Origin of the sequence: Candidatus Halocynthiibacter alkanivorans, from assembly GCF_003333265.1 — a bacterium.
Taxonomy (GTDB): domain Bacteria; phylum Pseudomonadota; class Alphaproteobacteria; order Rhodobacterales; family Rhodobacteraceae; genus Halocyntiibacter_A; species Halocyntiibacter_A alkanivorans.
This window is the reverse complement of sequence record NZ_QOLB01000137.1, coordinates 63,961-82,494: the sequence shown is the minus strand read 5'-3', so window position 1 is coordinate 82,494 and position 18,534 is coordinate 63,961. Positions and strand designations below refer to the sequence as shown.

General features: G+C 61.6%; 17 protein-coding genes. 8 read left to right on the top strand and 9 right to left on the bottom strand.

Annotation, left to right across the window (positions count from 1 at the left end; all coding sequences use genetic code 11):
- Window positions 1–42 precede the first annotated feature (42 nt).
- From DWA01_RS17765 to DWA01_RS17750, 4 genes are read left to right on the top strand one after another with little or no spacing between them, the layout of a single operon-like run.
- Complete coding sequence (locus DWA01_RS17765; RefSeq protein WP_114287143.1) at window positions 43–237, top strand: DUF6494 family protein; 195 nt, start codon at window positions 43–45, stop codon at window positions 235–237.
- A gap of 1 nt (window position 238) precedes the next feature.
- Window positions 239–1,306, top strand: a complete 1,068-nt coding sequence (locus tag DWA01_RS17760) for an Mrp/NBP35 family ATP-binding protein (protein ID WP_114287142.1) — start codon at window positions 239–241, stop codon at window positions 1,304–1,306.
- Window positions 1,303–2,028, top strand: coding sequence for a biotin/lipoate--protein ligase family protein (locus DWA01_RS17755; RefSeq protein WP_114287141.1), 726 nt, complete (start codon window positions 1,303–1,305; stop codon window positions 2,026–2,028). Before DWA01_RS17760 ends, DWA01_RS17755 begins: the two co-directional genes overlap by 4 nt.
- Entirely contained in the window at window positions 2,025–2,537 is a 513-nt protein-coding gene (locus tag DWA01_RS17750) for a DUF6505 family protein (protein WP_114287140.1), read from the top strand. Before DWA01_RS17755 ends, DWA01_RS17750 begins: the two co-directional genes overlap by 4 nt.
- A 180-nt stretch (window positions 2,538–2,717) precedes the next feature.
- Here DWA01_RS17750 and DWA01_RS17745 read toward each other — a convergent pair whose 3' ends face one another.
- The 3 genes from DWA01_RS17745 to DWA01_RS17735 are packed head-to-tail and all read right to left on the bottom strand — an operon-like array spanning window position 2,718 to window position 4,944.
- Window positions 2,718–3,533, bottom strand: a complete 816-nt coding sequence (locus tag DWA01_RS17745) for an ABC transporter substrate-binding protein (protein ID WP_114287139.1) — start codon at window positions 3,531–3,533, stop codon at window positions 2,718–2,720.
- On the bottom strand, window positions 3,530–4,246 hold the full coding sequence (locus DWA01_RS17740) for an ATP-binding cassette domain-containing protein (protein WP_235008602.1): 717 nt from the start codon (window positions 4,244–4,246) through the stop codon (window positions 3,530–3,532). Before DWA01_RS17740 ends, DWA01_RS17745 begins: the two co-directional genes overlap by 4 nt.
- Window positions 4,240–4,944: an ABC transporter permease gene (locus DWA01_RS17735; RefSeq protein ID WP_114287138.1), complete on the bottom strand. Its 705-nt coding sequence runs from the start codon at window positions 4,942–4,944 to the stop codon at window positions 4,240–4,242. Before DWA01_RS17735 ends, DWA01_RS17740 begins: the two co-directional genes overlap by 7 nt.
- Window positions 4,945–5,587: 643 nt before the next feature.
- Between DWA01_RS17735 and DWA01_RS17730 the strand changes: the two genes are divergently transcribed.
- From DWA01_RS17730 to DWA01_RS17715, 4 genes are all read left to right on the top strand, one after another.
- Window positions 5,588–7,636, top strand: a complete 2,049-nt coding sequence (locus DWA01_RS17730) for a molybdopterin-dependent oxidoreductase (RefSeq protein WP_114287137.1) — start codon at window positions 5,588–5,590, stop codon at window positions 7,634–7,636.
- 147 nt (window positions 7,637–7,783) lie between these two features.
- On the top strand, window positions 7,784–9,295 hold the full coding sequence (gene pdxR, locus DWA01_RS17725; protein WP_114287136.1) for a MocR-like pyridoxine biosynthesis transcription factor PdxR: 1,512 nt from the start codon (window positions 7,784–7,786) through the stop codon (window positions 9,293–9,295).
- Window positions 9,296–9,512: 217 nt separating this feature from the next.
- Window positions 9,513–11,912 (top strand): Tex family protein, encoded by a 2,400-nt coding sequence (locus DWA01_RS17720; RefSeq protein WP_114287135.1) that lies wholly within the window; start codon window positions 9,513–9,515, stop codon window positions 11,910–11,912.
- A 142-nt stretch (window positions 11,913–12,054) separates the two neighbouring features.
- The gene (locus DWA01_RS17715) at window positions 12,055–12,900 is read left to right on the top strand and encodes a DMT family transporter (RefSeq protein WP_114287134.1); all 846 of its coding nucleotides are present in this window, start codon (window positions 12,055–12,057) and stop codon (window positions 12,898–12,900) included.
- A 142-nt stretch (window positions 12,901–13,042) separates the two neighbouring features.
- Here the strand turns inward: DWA01_RS17715 and DWA01_RS17710 are convergent, their stop codons facing one another.
- The 6 genes from DWA01_RS17710 to DWA01_RS17690 all read right to left on the bottom strand — a co-directional run bounded on the left by DWA01_RS17710 (window position 13,043) and on the right by DWA01_RS17690 (window position 18,521).
- Window positions 13,043–14,041 (bottom strand): NAD(P)-dependent oxidoreductase, encoded by a 999-nt coding sequence (locus tag DWA01_RS17710; protein ID WP_114287133.1) that lies wholly within the window; start codon window positions 14,039–14,041, stop codon window positions 13,043–13,045.
- Window positions 14,038–15,081 (bottom strand): glycosyl transferase family protein, encoded by a 1,044-nt coding sequence (locus DWA01_RS17705; RefSeq protein WP_268807750.1) that lies wholly within the window; start codon window positions 15,079–15,081, stop codon window positions 14,038–14,040. Before DWA01_RS17705 ends, DWA01_RS17710 begins: the two co-directional genes overlap by 4 nt.
- Window positions 15,082–15,285, bottom strand: a complete 204-nt coding sequence (locus DWA01_RS23005) for a hypothetical protein (protein ID WP_136057777.1) — start codon at window positions 15,283–15,285, stop codon at window positions 15,082–15,084.
- 95 nt (window positions 15,286–15,380) lie between these two features.
- On the bottom strand, window positions 15,381–16,145 hold the full coding sequence (locus tag DWA01_RS17700) for an SDR family NAD(P)-dependent oxidoreductase (RefSeq protein ID WP_114287131.1): 765 nt from the start codon (window positions 16,143–16,145) through the stop codon (window positions 15,381–15,383).
- A gap of 111 nt (window positions 16,146–16,256) precedes the next feature.
- Window positions 16,257–18,032 (bottom strand): SulP family inorganic anion transporter, encoded by a 1,776-nt coding sequence (locus DWA01_RS17695; protein ID WP_235008601.1) that lies wholly within the window; start codon window positions 18,030–18,032, stop codon window positions 16,257–16,259.
- Between the two features lie 153 nt (window positions 18,033–18,185).
- Complete coding sequence (locus DWA01_RS17690) at window positions 18,186–18,521, bottom strand: protein tyrosine phosphatase family protein (RefSeq protein WP_114287129.1); 336 nt, start codon at window positions 18,519–18,521, stop codon at window positions 18,186–18,188.
- Between the last annotated feature and the right edge of the window lie 13 nt (window positions 18,522–18,534).

The window sequence follows — 18,534 nt, the reverse complement described above, 5'->3', positions numbered from 1 at the left end:
TTCAGGTCAATCTTGTGACCAAAGCCAACAGGAGTGAAATACATGAGCGATGAATTTAATATGTCGATGCGCAAATTTCTGAAACAAGTCGGTGTCACCTCGCAGCAGGCCATTGAGCAGGCTATGCGCAAGAGTGGCAGCGGCACAAAAACCTATGAGGCGAAAGTGGTGCTGACCATTGATGGGCTGGCGCTGGAACATATGGTCACCGGCACCATTACCGGAGCGGACAGCTGAGATGGCGGTCACGAGGGACGAAGTACTGGCGGTTCTCAAACGTATTGCAGACCCGCAGTCTGAGCAGGATATTATGGCCGCAGGTCTGGTGCGGGCGCTGTCAGTGGACGAGGGCAATGTGCGCTTTGTGTTTGAAGTCACAGCCGCGTCAGCCCCGGTGATGGAGCCGGTGCGGGCACGGGCGGAAGCGGATCTGAAAGCGTTGCCCGGCATTGGCAAAGTCTCGGCGCTGATGACCGCCCACAGCAGCCCGGCGGCGCCACCGGACTTGAAACCACACCGCAAGGCCGAGCCGGCAGGTCCGGAAAAAATCCCCGGCATTGACCACATCATCGCAATTGCCTCGGGCAAAGGCGGCGTCGGCAAATCCACCGTGGCGGCCAATCTGGCCTGCGCGCTGGCCGCTGAGGGCAAGCGGGTCGGATTGCTGGACGCTGATGTCTACGGGCCGTCGCAGCCGCGCATGCTTGGCGTGTCCGGCCGGCCGGCTTCGCCTGATGGAAAAACTATCCTGCCGCTGCGCAATCACGGTGTCACCATGATGTCGATTGGGCTGATGACCAATGACGACCAGGCGGTGGTCTGGCGCGGACCGATGCTGATGGGCGCGTTGCAGCAGATGCTGATGCAGGTGCAATGGGGCGCGCTGGATGTGTTGCTGGTGGATCTGCCGCCGGGCACCGGAGACGTGCAGATGACGCTGGCGCAAAAGACCAGACTGGACGGGGCGATTATCGTCTCGACACCGCAGGATGTGGCATTGATGGATGCGCGCAAGGGCATTGATATGTTCAATCAGCTGGGCACCCCGATCCTCGGCATGGTGGAGAATATGAGCACCCATATTTGTTCCGCCTGTGGCCATGAGGAGCATATCTTTGGCCATGGCGGCGTGGCGCAGGAAGCGGAAAAACTGGGCGTACCGTTGCTGGCAGAAATTCCGCTGCATCTGGACATAAGGCTGGCGGCGGATGGCGGCGCACCGATTGTGGTGTCTGACCCTGAAAGCGCCCAGGCACTGGGGTTCCGCAATCTGGCACGCAGGTTGATGGCAGAGGGGACGTTATGAGGGACGCGAGTTTTCCGCCGCTGCTGAGCGGCTACCCTGTCGCGGGCGAATCTGACCCGCTTGACGCGGCGATCGCCCAGGCGGCGCTGGGCTGTGATGCCGGGCTGGTGGTCTATAATCTGGGCGCGTCCGAGTTGCGCGCCTCCATCATCTTTGCGCCGGAAGTGCCGCTGGAGGACGCCATGGCGATGCTGCCGGCCTGTGGCATCGGTTTTCAGAACGCGCTCGGGGCGCTGGCCCCACCGGAAGTGGCGGTGCATCTGGACTGGGCTGGTGGCATAAAAATCAACGGCGCCAGCTGTGGCCACCTGCGGGCAATCAGCTCAACTTCAGATCCGGCGCAAGTGCCCGACTGGCTGGTGATTGGGCTGGAACTTCCGCTGTGGCCGGCTTCAGACGGGCCGGCATCCGACCGTCCGGGCGACACTCCGGGCGAAACCGCGCTTTATGCCGAGGGCTGCGCCGATGTGGACGCCAAAGCCCTGTTGGAAAGCTGGGCGCGCCATACGCTGGTGTGGATCAACCGCTGGTCCGGTGAAGGCACAGGCCCGCTGCACAATGAATGGCGTGGCCTGGTGCCGGGCATCGGCGAAGAGGCGAACCAGGGCGGGCTCAGCGGCACTTTTCTGGGGGTGGATGATCGTTTCGGCATGTTGTTGCGCGATCAGGACGGCACCACCCACCTGATCCCGTTAAGTTCCCAACTGGAGGCGACACCATGAGCGCGGAGAACAGACCGCTGCTGGCGCGTGCAATTCATTTTGACGAAAGTGATATGAACATCTTTCACACTCCTGCCCGCACCGGCGAGTGGTGTATTTCCGGCGGGTTTGAATTTTCTGACTGGTCTGAGGGCGATCTGAACGGCAAGGCACGTCAGGCGTTTGCCAATGGCTGGCTCGGGCTCGAGACTTTCGGCCGGGTGACCTTTGTGGCGGTCACCAGGGTTGAAGCCTCCGAGACCGCTGAGCTCGTGGAGATGCTGGCGGCGCATTTTGTCAGCCATTACGGCGCGCCTTCACTTGAGGCAGCGCGTGGGGTCGCAGAGAGCGAGCTGGCGCAGATGGCTGAGCTCTGTGACGGCCATGACGACAACACATTGCTGACCGTAAGCCGGGAGCTAACGGATGCCGGGGTGAAAGAAGCCTATCGCAATATCGCACCGCAGCAGGCGGAGCTGGATCAGTTTGCGGTACATGGCTCTCTGGACGACGCGCCGCACACACATTAGTGGCGGCTGCGGGCCCGGAGGTATCTGACGCCGGCCAATCCCGGTCAGTTTACCGACCAACGCTGAGCCAGCGCGGCCTGAAGTATGCGATAAGGACCGGGTCAACTTCAGCCGGGGCGCTGGCCTGGTCTTTGGCCGATCCGCGCATTCATGCCCGCAGCAGTGCCCGGCAGGAACCGGTCAGGGTACCGGATTTGCATTGAAAGTAAAAAGGGTCTCGCCGTTGATCTGATACCCGTTGATAAGCCCGGCGGCGCGCTCTGAGGTCAGCCAGCTCTCCAGTTTTTGCACCAGATTGTTTTTAACATGGGGGAAACGGGCGGGATCAACCGGGATAAAGGCATATTGGTTGAACAGCACCGGGTCGCCGGCATAGAGCAGCGCCAGATCGCCTTTGTTGGCGAAGTTAAGCCAACTTGCGCGGTCCGCCATCAGATAGGCGTTCATACCAGAAGCCGTGTTCAGCGCCGCGCCCATGCCAGCGCCAACCGGACGGTACCAGCCTTTAAACGTGTCGGGTTCAAGCCCGGCGGCGGTCCAGAGCGTGCGTTCCATTTTATGAGTGCCGCTGTCGTCGCCACGGCTGACAAAGACTGCTTGTTGTCCAAATATGCGCTGTAGCGCCTGCGTGGCGGTCGGTGCGCCGGAAATGCCTGCCGGGTCCTCTGCCGGGCCGATCAGAACAAAATCATTATACATAATTTCGCGGCGGTAAGTGCCGTAGCCCTCTGCCACAAAAGCTTCTTCGGCGGCGCGCGAATGCACCAGAATTGCGTCCACATCGCCGGCTTTGCCCAGGCGCAACGCCTGGCCAGTGCCCACGATCAAAAGTTGTACTTCTATTCCGGTGTCCTGTTTGATCGCTGGTAGCAGGACGTCCGAAAGACCTGAATTGTTAAAGGAGGTGGTGACGGCGAGTTTCAGCGTCTGGGCCTGAGCAACAGAGGCAAACAAAGTTAAACACAGAGTTGAAATCAAGGCAAAAACGCGGATCATTCGACGATATCTCCGTTCAGAAGCGCAACAGCCTGAGGCGTGGACGGGGTGTGAAAAAAAGTGGTTGCAGGGCCGGTTTCGATGATCCTGCCGCCCATCAGAAAGACAACATCGCTGGCGAGGCGCCGGGCCTGGCCGATGTCATGGGTCGACATCAGAATGCGGGTGCCATTGGCCTGGGCGGTTTGCAGAATGGCCTCGATTTCGCGGGTGGCGCGCCCGTCCAGATTGGCGCATGGCTCGTCCAGAAACAGGATCTCCGGGTCGCGGATCAGCGCACGGGCGAGCGCCAGTTTTTGCTTTTCACCGCCCGAAAGCTGGCTGGCGGCCTGATCCAGCATGTCCCCCAGGCCGATTTTCTCCGCCCAGAGCCCGGCGCGTTGGCGGGCCTCTTTGCGCCGCACACCATGCACGATCAGCGGATAAGCGAGGCTGTCCCGCACATTGCGCCGCATCATCACCGGCGCCTGAAAGACAAAACCCTGGCGGCTGCGCGCATCCCGCAGGGGCACCTGCCAGCGCGCCGAGCCGGAATCAAGATGTTCCAGCCCGTGCAGCGCCCGCAACAGGGTGGTTTTCCCCGCCCCGTTGGGACCGAGGATGATGGTAAAGCCCCGGGGCGACACCGTCATATCAACAGGGCCCAACAAGGTCTTTTTGCCACGTTTCACCGTGGCACCGCTGAGCGTCAGAGGAAGAATGGAAGTCACCACTTGCCCTCACTTTCCGTGCGCCCGATCATATGAGTTGTCACGTTGACCAGGATCGCCAGCGCGATCAGCACAAAACCAAGCCCCAGCGCCAAATCAAAGTTGCCCTTGCCGGTTTCAAGTGCAATGGCGGTGGTCAGAACCCTCGTAGCGTGTTCGATATTGCCACCGACAATCATAATGGCGCCGACTTCGCCGATGGCGCGGCCAAACCCGGCCAGTGCCGCTGTGATCAGCGCCCGCCTGCCGTCCCACAACAGGGTGGCGATGCGCTGGCGTTTGCGGGTGCTGATCGAGATCAGCAGATCATGATAGCTGGCCCAGAGATCGCGCATCGCCTGATGCGAGATCGAAGCAATCAGCGGGGTGACAATCACAATCTGTGCCAGGATCATGGCCGTGGGAGTGAACAACAGATCAAGCACGCCAAACGGGCCGGCGCGCGACAGCAGCAGATAGACCACCAGCCCGACCACCACCGGTGGCAGCCCCATCAGCGCGTTCAGCAGCGCGATGGTGGCGCGGCGGTGGCGAAACCGGTGCACTGCCAGCCAGGCGCCAAGCGGCAGTCCGATGAGTGAAGCGATGGCGACGGCGGTCAGCGTCACCTGAAGCGAGCGCAGGGTAATCTCAACCAGGTCAGAATCAAAAGTCAGCACCAGCCAGGAGGCCGCCTTAAGACCTTCAAGAATTTCGTTCATGGCCGGGTTCCGCCTGCTGCCTCCAGCCCGGAATTGCCGTGGCTGCTAAGGCCCTAAAGATTCCACGCGCCCCGAAAATATTCAATCGTGAAAACCTCGCGTGCACCATTTCGGACAAATTGGCCGCGATAAGTCCGGACCCCAGGCAAGTGAGATCAGTTTGTCCAGCAGATCTGGCCCGGCGGCGGCTCCGAGGCGGCGATCTGCGTACTTATATATGCAGGCCTGATCAATACAGAGCAGCGCGCAATATCAATGACATAGGAGGGTATCCAATCCTGCGCCCGACAAAGCGGAGCAGCGGGCAGAGGCTTTCCGTATTCGCGGGTTGCGATTGGCATTCCAGGCAGACGGCACCGCTTTGCCGGGCCGGAAACCTGCGGTACGCCGGTAGCCCGGGCGAGTTGTGGCGCTTTGACGGCACAGAGAGCGACAGATTTACCGGCATCGTAGCCCAGAGAATCAATCGCTGCCCGCGGGGGGCTGCTCTGCAATCCAGGCCCAGCGCGCAGTGGCAAAGTTGTGCAAAATTGGTATGCATGCTTTGTGCAATTTTGGACATTTTTATACTACCATTACCCTGATAGGCTTTGACCAGACAGCTCACCAGCAACCGGTTTTCCGGTGAATACGGGGAATTCCGATGAATATCAGTGCCAAGACCCAGATCCTGCCCAGCGTATGTCCGCTGGATTGCCCCGACACCTGCAGCCTGAATGTGGAAGTGACCGGGGGTAAGATCAGCGGCATCAGGGGCTCAGAGGCCAATCCGTTCACCGCTGGGGTGGTCTGCAACAAGGTCATGCGCTCCTATCCCGAGTTTGTGCACGGGGAAGCACGGCTGACCCATCCGATGAAACGGACCGGGCCGCGCGACAGCGGTCAGTACGCGCGTATCAGCTGGGCAGAGGCGCTTGATCTGATTCACGTCGGTTTCACCCGCGCGATCGACGCCCATGGCCCCCAGTCAGTGATGCCGTTCAACTATGCCGGCCCCCATGGCGAATTGGCCGCTGCGTCGATGGACCGGCGGTTCTTTCACCGGCTGGGTGCGACACAGCTGAACCGCGGGCCTCTGTGTGGCGCGGTGCGGGGACGCGCCTACAGCAGCCTGTTTGGCGCTGCGCCAGGCATGCCGCCGGAACAGGCGGAACACAGCGATCTGATCCTGATCTGGGGCAACAATGTCACCGTGTCCAACTTGCATCTGATGCGGGTGATCAAACGGGCGCGCAGCCAGGGCGCGCTGCTGGTGGTGATTGACCCCAAGCGGACCAAAGTTGCCGAGCAGAGTGACCTGTTTATCCAGATCCGGCCCGGCACCGATGTGGTGCTGGCGCTGGCGCTGGCGGCGGAGGTGGAACGGCGGGGCGCGTTGGATCACGCGTTTATCAAACAGTGGGTTGAGGGCTTTGAGCCCTACATCAGCGCGGCGCGGCAGTATTCCGTCTCTGACGTGGAACGCATCTGTGGTGTCACTGCGGATCAGTTCCACCAACTGGCAGATCTCTATGTCAGCCGGGACAATGTGGCGGCGTCATTTGGCAACGGCATTGAGCGTGGCCACAGCGGCGGCTCGGGCCTGCGCGCGGCGATGGCATTGCAGGCGCTGACCGGCAATCACGGCCGCCTTGGTGCCGGGGTGCTGGCCAAACCGGGACTGGCCGCGCCCAAGACTCAGGAGCGTCTGCAACGCAGCGATCTGGTGCCTGCGGGCACGCGCACCTTCAATATCGTCGATGTCGCCGCGAAACTACTGAACAAAAACATGAAGATACCGGTCAAAGCGATGATGATCTATAACCACAACCCAGTGGCCACGCACCCCGATCAAGCGCGGCTGATCCAGGGGCTGATGCGGGATGATCTGTTTATTGCCGGCTGCGATGTGGTGATGACCGACAGTATGAAGTTTGCCGATGTGATCCTGCCTGCTGCCAGCCATTTCGAAATAGACGACATTTATGGCGCCTATGGGCAGAACTATGTGCAACGGGCGGCGCCGGTGATCCCTTGTGTTGGCGAAGCGCTGCCCAATACCGAGATCTTCCGGCGGCTGGCGGCGCGGTTTGGCTTTGATGAGCCAATGTTTAGCGACAGTGATGCCGATCTGATGGATCAGGCGATGGATGGTGATGATGTGCGTTTTGACGGGGTACGCCCAAGCCAGATTGCATTGGACCAGGCGATCGAAATGCGCGCGCCGGGCGGCGAGGATCTGATCCTGTGTAAAACAGTGAAACCCGGCACCAAAAGCGGGTGTATTGAGCTGTTTTCCCAGGAGTTGCAGGAACAGTATGGCTATGGTCTGCCGCGCTATGAGCCGGTGGCACGTGATCTGCCGCTGGTCCTGATCACGCCGTCTTCCAGCAAACGCACCAACGCGACTTTTGGCGGCTGTGCCAGCTCTCTTGGGGCTGAGGTGGTGGAGATGCACCCGGAAGACGCTGACAGTCGTGGCCTGCTCAATGGCGCCAAGGTGGTGGCCTGGAACGCGCGCGGCCGGGTGACGTTTGTGCTGGCGGTGACCGATGCGACCCGGCCTGGCGTGCTCTACAGCCCTAAAGGGACCTGGCGACACTCGAGTGACACGGATTTGACCGCCAATGCGCTAATCCCGTCTGACATCCGCACCGATATCGAGGACGGCGCTTGTTACAACGAAACCTTTGTTGAGGTTGAGCTGCAGTGAGGTCCAGTCTGCTGGGGTTACGGACTGGCAAGGTGATGGGACAGCGCACTGCGGGGGACTGCACCGCGGAGGGACTGTGGGGCAGTTGTCGCGCCTGTGATGCGCTCTTATGGTGCTGATATCACCAGTTGAGGCAGAGATATCCCGATGAAGCAACCCGTGCCACAGCCCAAGCCACAGCCCTCTGGCCTGGCCATTTTTATTGACCGCGCCTCAAAGGTGCCGGTGTTTGAACAAATCTGCGCTGCGGTGCGGGAACGCGCACGTTCCGGTGCCATGGCGGCCGGGGCCAGCCTGCCGCCGACCCGGGCCTGGGCCGTTGAACTCGGCGTGTCGCGCTCCACCGTGGTCAGCGCCTACGAACAATTGGTGGCAGAAGGCTATCTGAGCAGCCTGCCGGGTTCAGGGTATACGCTGTGCCCGGTCGGAGCGGTTGAGTTGCCAAAGACCCATCCGCTGTCTGAACCGCCAGCACCAGAATTGACAACACCGGAGCGTGCCCCCGGCGCTGCACCCGGCGCTGCACCCGGCGCTGCACCCGGGCCCGCCAAAGCAGCGCGCAGCGAACCCCAGACACGGCCCCGTCCACGCCCGTTTCACGCAGGCGTGCCCGACATGCGACTGTTTCCCCATCGCCAGTGGGCCAGGGCTCTGGCGCGGCTGTGCCGGAGCAATCCAGCCGGGCTTTTGCAAGGGCATGGCCCGTTCGGAAACCCGGAGCTGCGCCAGGCGGTGGCGCGCCATGTCTCGGAATGGCGCGGGCTGCAGGCAACGCCGGCACAGATCATCATCACCGCCGGCGCCACCGATGCGCTTGAACTCTGTATGCGCACTCTCGCCCGTCCCGGCGAGACCATCGCGCTGGAAGATCCGGGCTTTCTGCCCATACGCGCGCACGCAGGCGCGCTGGGGCTGGTGCCGCAATCCTTGAGAAACGACGACCAGGGCGCTGTGCCAGGACAAAACGAGGCGCGGTTGGTGGTTTTGACACCTTCCCATCAGTTTCCCCTGGGAGGCGCGATGTCACCCCAGCGCCGGCAGGCTTTCCTGCACCAGGCCCAAGCGCGTGACAGCTGGATCATTGAGGATGATTATGACAGTGAGTTCCGTTACGCGGGCCGGCCGATCCCGGCGATGGCGGGTTTTGACGCGTTACAGCGCAGCATTTACATCGGCAGTTTTTCCAAGATCTTCTCCAATTCTCTGCGGCTGGGGTATTTGATCATCCCGGACAGTTTGTGCGACCAGTTTCAGCGCAGCCTGGAGCGGTTTGGCAGCAATGGGTCGGTGATAGCGCAACAGCCGCTGGCGGATTTCATTGCCAGTGGCGAGTTTTACCGTCACCTGCGCCGGGTGCGGCGGATCTATGGCGAGCGCCGCCGGTTCCTGACCACGCGGCTGGCGGCGGATTTTGCCACGTTTGGCAGCTTCAGCGATCATCAGGCCGGTATGCAGATCGCCTTTCATCTGCAGGCGCGTTTTGACGACCGGAAGATTTCCATCGCCGCCACGGAACTGGGCCTGAGCACCCAGGCACTGTCGGGCTATTGCAGCGACAATCGCGATATCAATGGCCTGCTGCTGGGGTTCTGCGCTTTCAGCGAGGCGGAAATGCAACCGGCACTGGATCAGCTGCACCGGTTGCTGTCCAGGCACTGACGGCTCAAAGCCAGCACAGAGACGGCACAAGGCAGGCGCAACGGTAACAGCTCGTTGCGGCGTGCATTGATTGCTGCAGCGGCGGACACACGTTCGGGCTGTTTTCGACTGCATTCCGGCCCCGGCGAAAAAGCCCGCATTTGGCCCCCGCCCGCCCTTGGCCCGGCGGGGTTGCCCGGCTATGCTGGCGCTCCCGATCCCCATGCCCAGGACGCATATGACTCCCGAGACCTCCCGCCGTATCGCCAGCACCATTGCCACCGAAATCAGCGCCCGCCCCGATCAGGTTGTGGCTGCGGTGTCCCTGTTGGACGAAGGATCGACCGTGCCGTTTGTGGCGCGTTACCGCAAAGAGGCAACCGGCGGGCTGGACGACACCCAATTGCGCAACCTGGCGGAGCGGCTGGTCTATCTGCGCGAACTGGAACAGCGGCGCGGGGTGATCCTGCAAACGATCCGGGACCAGGGCAAGATGACGGATATGCTGGAGAAATCCATCAATGGCGCCAGTACCAAAGCGGTGCTGGAAGACATCTACCTGCCCTATAAAACCAAGCGTCGCACCAAGGCGACCATCGCGCGGGAAAACGGGCTGGAGCCGCTGGCGGATGCGATCCGCGCCAACCGTGCCGCCGATCCGCAGCGGCTGGCCACTGCCTATAACACCGACGCTGTGGTCGATGTGAAAGCGGCTCTGATGGGGGCGCGGGACATTATTGTGGAAGGGCTGGTGGAAGACGCCACGCTGATCGGGCGGCTGCGCGACTATATGCAGAAAAACGCCTGGATGAACGCCACGGTGATCAAGGGCGAAGAGGACAAGGGCGCCAAATTTTCCGACTATTTTGCCCATAGCGAGCGTTGGTCTGTGGTGCCGGGTCACCGGGCTCTGGCGATGTTGCGGGCCAGCAAGGAGCAGGTTCTGACGCTGGAGATTACGCCGGGGGCGGAAAATGACACCGCGCCGGTCGAAGCGATGATCTGCGGCGCGCTGCAGGTCAGCGGCCAGCAGCCGGGCGATCTCTGGTTGCGCACCCAGGCGTCCTGGGCCTGGCGCATCAAGTTGAGCCTGTCGATGACGCTGGATCTGATGGCAGATCTGCGCCGGCGCTCCCATGACGAGGCGATCCGGGTGTTTGCCCGCAATCTCAAGGACCTGCTGCTGGCCGCGCCCGCCGGACCGCGCGCCACGCTCGGGCTGGACCCGGGCATCCGCACCGGCTGCAAAATCGCAGTGGTAGATGCCACTGGCAAGGTATTAGACACAGCGACGGTGTACCCGTTCCAGCCACGCAAAGACATTCAGGGTTCGATGGCAACGATTGCGGGTCTGATCCGCAAACATGGCGTCGATCTGATCGCGATCGGCAATGGCACCGCCAGCCGCGAATCCGAGCGGCTGATTGCCGATGTATTGCAGGCGCTGCCGACGCCCAAACCCACCAAGGTGATTGTGTCCGAGGCCGGTGCCTCGGTTTATTCTGCCTCTGAGCTTGCGGCGAAAGAATTCCCTGATCTCGACGTGTCGCTGCGCGGTGCAGTGTCGATTGCGCGGCGTCTGCAGGACCCGTTGGCGGAACTGGTGAAGATCGAGCCAAAATCCATCGGTGTTGGCCAGTATCAGCATGATGTGGACCAGTTCCGCCTTGGCCGATCGCTTGAAGCGGTGGTGGAAGATGCGGTGAACGCGGTCGGAGTGGATCTGAACATGGCTTCGGCACCGTTGCTGGCGCATGTCTCCGGTCTCAGCCCGGCGCTGGCGGAAAGCATTGTGGCCTATCGCGATGAAAATGGTGCCTTTGAAAGCCGCAAGGCGCTGATGGAAGTGCCGCGGCTTGGCAGCCGGACCTTTGAGCAATGCGCCGGATTTCTGCGCATTGCTGACAGTAAAGAGCCGCTGGATGGCTCTGCGGTCCACCCCGAAGCCTATCGTTTGGCGCGCAGGATCATCAAGGCCTGTGGCCGCGATCTGCGTGCGTTGCGCACAGAGCCGGCGCTGCTCGCGAATATTGCGGCTGAGGATTTTGTCGACGAGAAATTCGGCCTGCCGACAGTGCGCGACATTCTGGCGGAGCTGGAAAAACCCGGGCGCGATCCGCGTCCCGAATTTGTCACCGCCAGTTTCACTGATGGCGTTGAGGATATCAAAGACCTGAAACCGGGCATGTCGCTGGAGGGCACGGTCACAAATGTGGCGGCCTTTGGTGCCTTTATCGATGTGGGGGTGCATCAGGACGGGTTGGTGCATGTGTCACAACTGGCCGACCGGTTTGTCAAAGACCCCCATGAGGTGGTCAAGGCCGGCGATGTGGTCAAAGTACGGGTGGTCGAGGTGGATATCCCACGCAAACGCATCGGGTTGACCATGCGCAAAGACAACGCGGGCCAGCAGGACGCCGGGCGTGGCGGCGCAGCCGGGACGCGGGACCAGGATCGCAGGGGCGGTAGTAAGCCTGGCGGTGGCGCTGGTGGTAAATTCCAGGGCCAGTCAAAACAGGGTCAGCACAAGCACGGTAAAAACCAGCACACGCCAAATCAGGGCCAGAAACCGGCGCCAAAAGCGGCGGAAACCGGGGCTTTTGGCGCCGCGCTTCTGGATGCGATGAAAAAGAAATGAGGCCGGTCCGGCAGCCGCGACACCGGCATCCGCTATAAGTGTGTATTGGCGACACCGGCACGAAGTTGAACAAAAGGGGTCGCTGCGCCCGCCATCCGGCACCTGCAGCGGCTGTACAGTACGAAATCTACGGGGGACCGGAATGAGCGCTTTGGTATTTGGCGCGGTGATCGCCGCCGCTTTGCTGCACGCGACCTGGAATGCGCTGGTTAAAAACGGTGCCGACAAATACACCAGTATGACCGCTGTCGTAATGGGGCACATGCCGCTTGCGGCGCTGAGCCTGCTGTTTGTACCCGCCCCGTCCGTTGCCAGCCTGCCCTGGCTGATCACAGGTATCGCGCTGCATGCGGGCTATCAGCTGTTCCTGCTGCATTCTTATCGCGCAGGGGATCTGACCCAGGTCTATCCCATTGCCCGGGGCAGCGCGCCCTTGCTGGTGGCGCTGGTGTCGGTGCTGTTTCTTGGGGTGGTGCTGCAACCGCTGGAACTGCTGGCCGTCGGCATCATCGGGGCCGGCATCCTGAGCATGAGCCTGGTGCGCCGCAGTGACGGGCAGCGCAATCTGAAAGCAGCAAAGCTTGCCTTTGTCACCGGCTGTTTCATCGCCGCCTATTCGATAGTGGACGGGATGGGGGCGCGGCTGGCGGGCACGTCGCTTGGGTTTTACAGCTGGCTGGCGTTGGGCAATGTGGTGCTGATCGCCATCTACACCGCGCTCACCGCGCCGCGGCGTTTCAAAACGGTGTTCACCTCGGCCTTGCCGGTGTTTGTCTTTGGCGGTGGCGCGTCTTTTGTCGCCTACGCGCTGGTGATCTGGGCCTTTACCCAGGCGCCCATCGCGCTGGTCACCGCTTTGCGCGAGAGCAGCATTGTGTTTGCCCTGCTGATCGGCGTGTTCTTTATGAAAGAGCGCATGGACCTGGCAAAAGTGTTTTCGACCATGGCCACGCTTGTCGGCGCGGCACTGCTGCGCTTTGCCAGATAGCGGCCCGGGGAGACCGAGCGGCCAGGGCGCTGTAACTCCGGTAATTCCGAACCTTTGGTGGCCTCTGCGCCCGGATATGCGAAGCGGCCCTTGGTCCGGAGACCGGGACGGGCCCCAGCGACAGGCATCAGTACCCGGGCCGTCAGCCCTGTTTCAGGCCTGGCACCCGCTCCACGTCAAACTTTGCGGCCACAGCAAGGTCCAGTTCCGCCACCTGTTGATTGCCCGCGCCGGGCAGGATGCGCAGCACCCGCCGCCCGAGCGCCAGCTCCGCCATCACCCGTTCTGCAATTGCAGCCTCGGTCCAGGCCGCTGTGACCTGAGTTTTGCCAATGCAGATCCGGGTGCAATCCCGTCGCGCCAGTTCCAGCACTGCGGCGCTGCTGGCATCGGGGTAAAACACGATATCGGCTTCCTGCAGGCGCTGCACCGCGCGCAGGGTCAGCAGATCAACCGGCCCCGGCCCTGCCCCGATCAGGGTAAGCGCCCCGTGCCCGGCGTCGTCCGGCGCACCCCCGGCAGCAATCGCCTCTTTCAGCAGACTGGCGGCCTCGCGTTCCGCGCCACGGGCATGGAGCCGGCGCGGCGCACCGCCAAACACCCAGCGCCACAAGCCGCGCCGCCGCTCGGACGCCACATGCTGGGCAGCGGAGAGCCGCAGACGGGCTGCAAGCGCCACCAATTCGCCAAGGCGGGGTTCCAGTGTCTCCTCAATGCGGGTTTTGATCTGGCGCGCCAGCACCGGGGCCGCGCCTTCGGTACCTATGGCAATCACCAGCGGATCACGGTCCACAATCGAGGGCGTGGTGGCGTCACACAGCTCGGGTTGATCCACCACGTTGATCATGGCGCCTGAGGGGCGCAGCTCGCTGCAGATCTCCGCATCCTGAGCGCTGTCGCCGGTGCAGATGAACACCAGTGCCGCGCCGCGCACACTGTCTGCGGTCGCCCGGTCGCCACGCCATTTGGCAGCACCCTCTGAAACCAGCGCAGAAAGCTCTTCGTCAAGCTCCGGCGCCACCAGGGTGATGCGGGCTTCCGTCTTTAACATCAGCCGTGCTTTTTGTGCCGACTGTTCGCCGCCGCCAATGATGAAGACATCCTGATCGGCGACGCGCAGAAACATCGGGAAATATTTCATACTGCACCTGTCTTATTACGGTCGCCCCAGAGGGTGTTGGCAAGCTCACCCGCCGCAGAGACGCTGTCGGCAGCGCCCAGGCTGTGCAACGCGAGCGCTGCTGTGCCAGTGACCACTGCGAGGGCAAACTCGTCTTGCAAATCGCCGCTCCAGAGCCGGGCAAGATCCGTAACCTGATAGTCGCCGTCGCCGAGCCGGCGGGCCTCACCGGACAAAGGCTGGCCCTGATCCTGCCAGGGCGCACCCTGACGCAGGCCAAACACGGCGATCTCTTTGGAGGGGTGGCGTTCAAACTCACCGCCACCGCCTTTGATTACGCTGAGGGCAGATTGCCCGAGCAATGCGCCCGCATCGGCCTGAAGTTCCCGGTAGGACGGATGAAACACTCCCTGCACCGAGGCCGGGGCCAGGCCCGGGTTGAGCATGCGGCAGACGGTGTTCATTGCCGAGCGCAGCCCCAGCACGTCGCGCAACTTCAGCAGGTCCAGCACTTTGGGGGCAAAAAGTTCAAGCGGCAGATAGGCAATGTTGTGGGATTGCAGCAGGGTTGAGGCCTGTTCGATACTGCTGGCCTCGGGGATGGCAGCGGCGGGCAGCGCTGCGCGCACTGACGCCAGCGGATTCTGGTGCGAGTTCCAACCATGCAGTAGAACCGGATAACCGGCGCCGGCAACCAGGCGCGCGGCAAGCAGGAACCAGGCCACGCCCCGTGTGCGCCCGGCCGCATAACTGGGCCAGTCCAACGCCGGGCGCGCGCCGCTCCAGGGCGCAAAATCCGCGCGCACCGCCTCAACAAAACCGGCAATTTCAGCGGCGCTTTCACCGCGGTAGCGCAGCAGCATCAACAGCGCCCCGACCGCTTCGGGCGCCGGCGTGCCGGCAAGGATCTGGCGCATTGCATCCTGCGCCTCCTCCTGGGTCAGCGCGCGGGAGCGTCCGGGGCCGCGGCCCAGGGTGCGAACATAACTGCTGAATTCCATGCCGGGCTTTCTGCTGTGGCGCCGGAGGGTCCGGCGCAGTTGCGGTGGGCGTTGTCGCATTCAGAGATAGCCGAGAATAGTGGGTAATGCCATGGCCGCCGCCTGCCTGGCTGCGTGGAAAGACAACTGGTCCACTGAACAGGCATTTGCAGCTGAAACAGCCCGTTTTTTCATCAGAACCGGGGAGGATGTCCAGGCCGGCGAATACGAGGCTAAAAAAGATGCTTTTGCATTTAATGTTTTATCAACAAATTCGGCGCTCAATACACCTATACGGCGAGTGCCGTCTGCGGCCCGCCTTGTTAACTGTGTAACGAGTGCGCCACCCTGCCCTTTGGACAGGGTGGTTTTTTTTGTCTTTAGCGCGGGGCCATCCGGATCGCACCGTCCAGCCGGATCACCTCACCGTTTAACATCGGATTGTCGATAATATGCGCCACAAGCGAGGCGTATTCGCCGGCCTTGCCCAGGCGCGACGGAAACGGCACCTGCTGACCCAAACTGTCCTGAACCTCTTGTGGCAGCCCGGCCAGCATCGGCGTCTGCATAATGCCCGGCGCAATGGCACAGACGCGAATCCCGGCCTGAGCCAGATCGCGCGCCATCGGCAGCGTCATCGAAACGATGCCGCCTTTGGACGCGGCATAGGCCAGCTGTCCCACCTGGCCTTCATAGGCGGCAACCGAGGCGGTGTTGATGATCACACCACGTTCGCCGTCTTCATTCACCGGCTCAGAGGCCGCCATCAGCGCCGCGCCCTGACTGGCAACGTTAAAGCTGCCGATCAGATTGACGCTGATCACTTTGGAAAACATTTCCGGATTGTGGGCGACACCGCGGGACACGGTCTTGGCGGCAGGTGCCAGACCGGCGCAATTGATCACGATGCGCAGGCCGCCACGCTGGGCAACATTTTCAAACCCAGCCGCGACACTGGCAGGATCGCTGACATCCACCGCCTCGAAATGCCCGTTGAGATCAGCAGCGGTGGCGTTGCCCGCCTCTGCATTCATGTCAAATATCGTGACCAGAGCGCCGGCATCCGCCAGGGTTTTGGCCACGGCAGCACCCAGACCAGAGGCCGCTCCGGTGACAACCGCCTGCATTCCTGCTTCAATTTTCATGGTCTCTCCTCATGCGCGAAATGAACAAACGTTCAGTTGAGCAGAGACTAGCGCCCCCCGGTCTGTTCAGGCAACAGAAATCCGGAGGGTACAGCTCATCTGCGCCGCGTCTCAGGCCTGAGTTTTGACTTGAGACGCACCCGGAAGTTTGACCGTCTGATCGCCCACATCCGCAAGCGCCCGCATCGCCTCATATTGCGACAGGAACACCTGACCGCTGAGATCACCCACAAAATCAACCCGTTGCAGTTTATCCATCACCGGGCCTTTGACCTCGGACAGGTGCAGCCGGATACCCATATCCTGAAGACGGTGATTGATCGCTTCGAGACTTTCCAGCGCCGACGCATCAATGTCGTTCACTGCCGGACACATCAACACCACATCGGTGACCGGACAATCTTTGGTGACTCGGTCATAGATCAGATCTTCCAGAAACCGTGCATTGGCGAAATATAGGCTTTCATCCACCCGGATGGTGACCAGATGGTCCCGGGTCAGCACGTCGTGGCGGTCGATATTGCGGAAATGCTCGGTGCCGGGAACCAGCCCGACTTCGGCCACATGGGGGCGTGAGGTTTTGTAGAGATGCAGCAGGATGGAGAGCAGCACGCCTGAGGAGACGCCGACCTCGACTCCAAATCCAAGAGTTAGCACCACCGTCGCAGACACCGCCGCGAAATCGGAGCGCGCATAGGTCCATGTGGTGCGCAGGATCGACAGATCCACCAGGCTGAGCACCGCGACGATGATGGTGGCGGCGAGCGTGGCCTTGGGTAAAAAGAACAGCAGCGGCGTCAGGAACACGGCCGCAAGCATGATGCCCACGGCGGTAAAAGCACCGGCGGCGGGAGTTTCTGCACCGGCGTCAAAATTCACCACCGAGCGGGAAAACCCACCGGTGACCGGAAAGCCGCCCGAGATCGCCGAGGCCACATTGGAGGCGCCCAGGCCGATGAGTTCCTGATTGGGCACGATGCGCTGACGTTTTTTGGCTGCCAGGGTTTGCGCCACCGACACCGATTCCACAAAACCAATAACGGAAATCAACAGCGCGGAACCAAACAGGCTGCTCCAGACCTGGGGCGAAAACCCAGGCAATGTCAGCGGTGGCAAGCCGCTTGGCACCTCACCGACAAGTGCGACGCCGCGCGCTTCAAATCCAAATGTCCAGGCGGCAATTGTGGTCAGCGCCACCGCGGCCACCGGCCCGGCTTTGGCGAGGATTTCAGCCATGCGCGGGCCCAGGCCCGTCGCCAGAAGAAGAGGTTTTAAGCCTTTGCGAACCCAGAACAAAAATGCAGTAGTAGAAACGCCAACCATCAGGGTAATCCAGTTGAAATCCCCCAGGTTTGACAGCAGTGAGCCGAGGATCTGCGGCAAAGTGTGGCCCTGAGCCTGGACGCCAAATATATGTTTCAGCTGCGAGGTGGCGATCAGAATGCCCGAAGCGGTGATAAAACCGGCAATCACCGGGTGAGACAGGAAATTGGCCAGAAAACCAAGACGGAACAGGCCCATCACCAGCAGGATCAGCCCGGAAATAAACGCCAGCGTGATCGCCGCCGCGGCGTATTCTGCGGTGCCTTGCAGTGCCAGATTGCCCACCGCCGCCGCGGTCATCAGCGACACCACCGCCACCGGCCCCACCGCAAGTACGCGCGACGTGCCAAACACCGCATATGCCAGCAGCGGGGCGATCGAGGCGTAAAGGCCCATCTCTGCCGGCAGACCGGCCAGCAACGCATAGGCCAGCGACTGCGGGATCAGCATGATGGTCACGATGAGGGCTGCCACCAGGTCATTGCTCAGCCGGTCACGGTTGTAGCGCGAGCCCCAGTCGAGGATCGGAAAATAGCCGCGCAGTTTTTCTGAATTGATACGCAACAGCGTTATCCTTTTTCTTTACGGCACCAGTTTGCGGGCGCCGTGTTGTTGACACGCTGAAGTGCTGTCGTGGTTCTTGATGCTTGTGCTGGCATGTCCCAGGATGAGCCAATACGTTCCGACACGCCCCGGCCTGGCGCCGGACCTGGGTGTTTATCTGCCGGGGTTCAGCATCGTCCAAAGCATGGCGGAGCGTCTGCCGGAAGCACAGTAGGCCAGAACCGGCTCAGGAAGTTCGCGCAAAGCGGCTTGTATTTCTGCAGCTTTATCTGCCGTCAGTTCCGTATGGGTCACCGGAATGTAGCGCAGCTCAAGTCCGGCTTTTTCCGCCGCGTTGCGAATGACCTGCACTGGCGGCTGTCCGGGCACTTCTGCATCTGGGCGATTACAGATGACGGCGCGAAAGCCGCTGGCCCCGATTTCGGACATATCATCCGGGTGGATCTGCCCGCAGACCGAAAAGGCAGGGCTGAGTTTACTGATGTCCATCATGACTCTCCAT

Bases quoted from the DNA above. Each gene is read 5' to 3' on its own strand.
- DWA01_RS17765 (WP_114287143.1), top strand. From the start codon at position 43: ATGAGCGATGAATTTAATATGTCGATGCGCAAATTTCTGAAACAAGTC.
- DWA01_RS17760 (WP_114287142.1), top strand. From the start codon at position 239: ATGGCGGTCACGAGGGACGAAGTACTGGCGGTTCTCAAACGTATTGCA.
- DWA01_RS17755 (WP_114287141.1), top strand. From the start codon at position 1,303: ATGAGGGACGCGAGTTTTCCGCCGCTGCTGAGCGGCTACCCTGTCGCG.
- DWA01_RS17750 (WP_114287140.1), top strand. From the start codon at position 2,025: ATGAGCGCGGAGAACAGACCGCTGCTGGCGCGTGCAATTCATTTTGAC.
- DWA01_RS17745 (WP_114287139.1), bottom strand. From the start codon at position 3,533: ATGATCCGCGTTTTTGCCTTGATTTCAACTCTGTGTTTAACTTTGTTT.
- DWA01_RS17735 (WP_114287138.1), bottom strand. From the start codon at position 4,944: ATGAACGAAATTCTTGAAGGTCTTAAGGCGGCCTCCTGGCTGGTGCTG.
- DWA01_RS17730 (WP_114287137.1), top strand. From the start codon at position 5,588: ATGAATATCAGTGCCAAGACCCAGATCCTGCCCAGCGTATGTCCGCTG.
- pdxR (WP_114287136.1), top strand. From the start codon at position 7,784: ATGAAGCAACCCGTGCCACAGCCCAAGCCACAGCCCTCTGGCCTGGCC.
- DWA01_RS17720 (WP_114287135.1), top strand. From the start codon at position 9,513: ATGACTCCCGAGACCTCCCGCCGTATCGCCAGCACCATTGCCACCGAA.
- DWA01_RS17715 (WP_114287134.1), top strand. From the start codon at position 12,055: ATGAGCGCTTTGGTATTTGGCGCGGTGATCGCCGCCGCTTTGCTGCAC.
- DWA01_RS17710 (WP_114287133.1), bottom strand. From the start codon at position 14,041: ATGAAATATTTCCCGATGTTTCTGCGCGTCGCCGATCAGGATGTCTTC.
- DWA01_RS17705 (WP_268807750.1), bottom strand. From the start codon at position 15,081: ATGCGACAACGCCCACCGCAACTGCGCCGGACCCTCCGGCGCCACAGC.
- DWA01_RS17700 (WP_114287131.1), bottom strand. From the start codon at position 16,145: ATGAAAATTGAAGCAGGAATGCAGGCGGTTGTCACCGGAGCGGCCTCT.
- DWA01_RS17690 (WP_114287129.1), bottom strand. From the start codon at position 18,521: ATGGACATCAGTAAACTCAGCCCTGCCTTTTCGGTCTGCGGGCAGATC.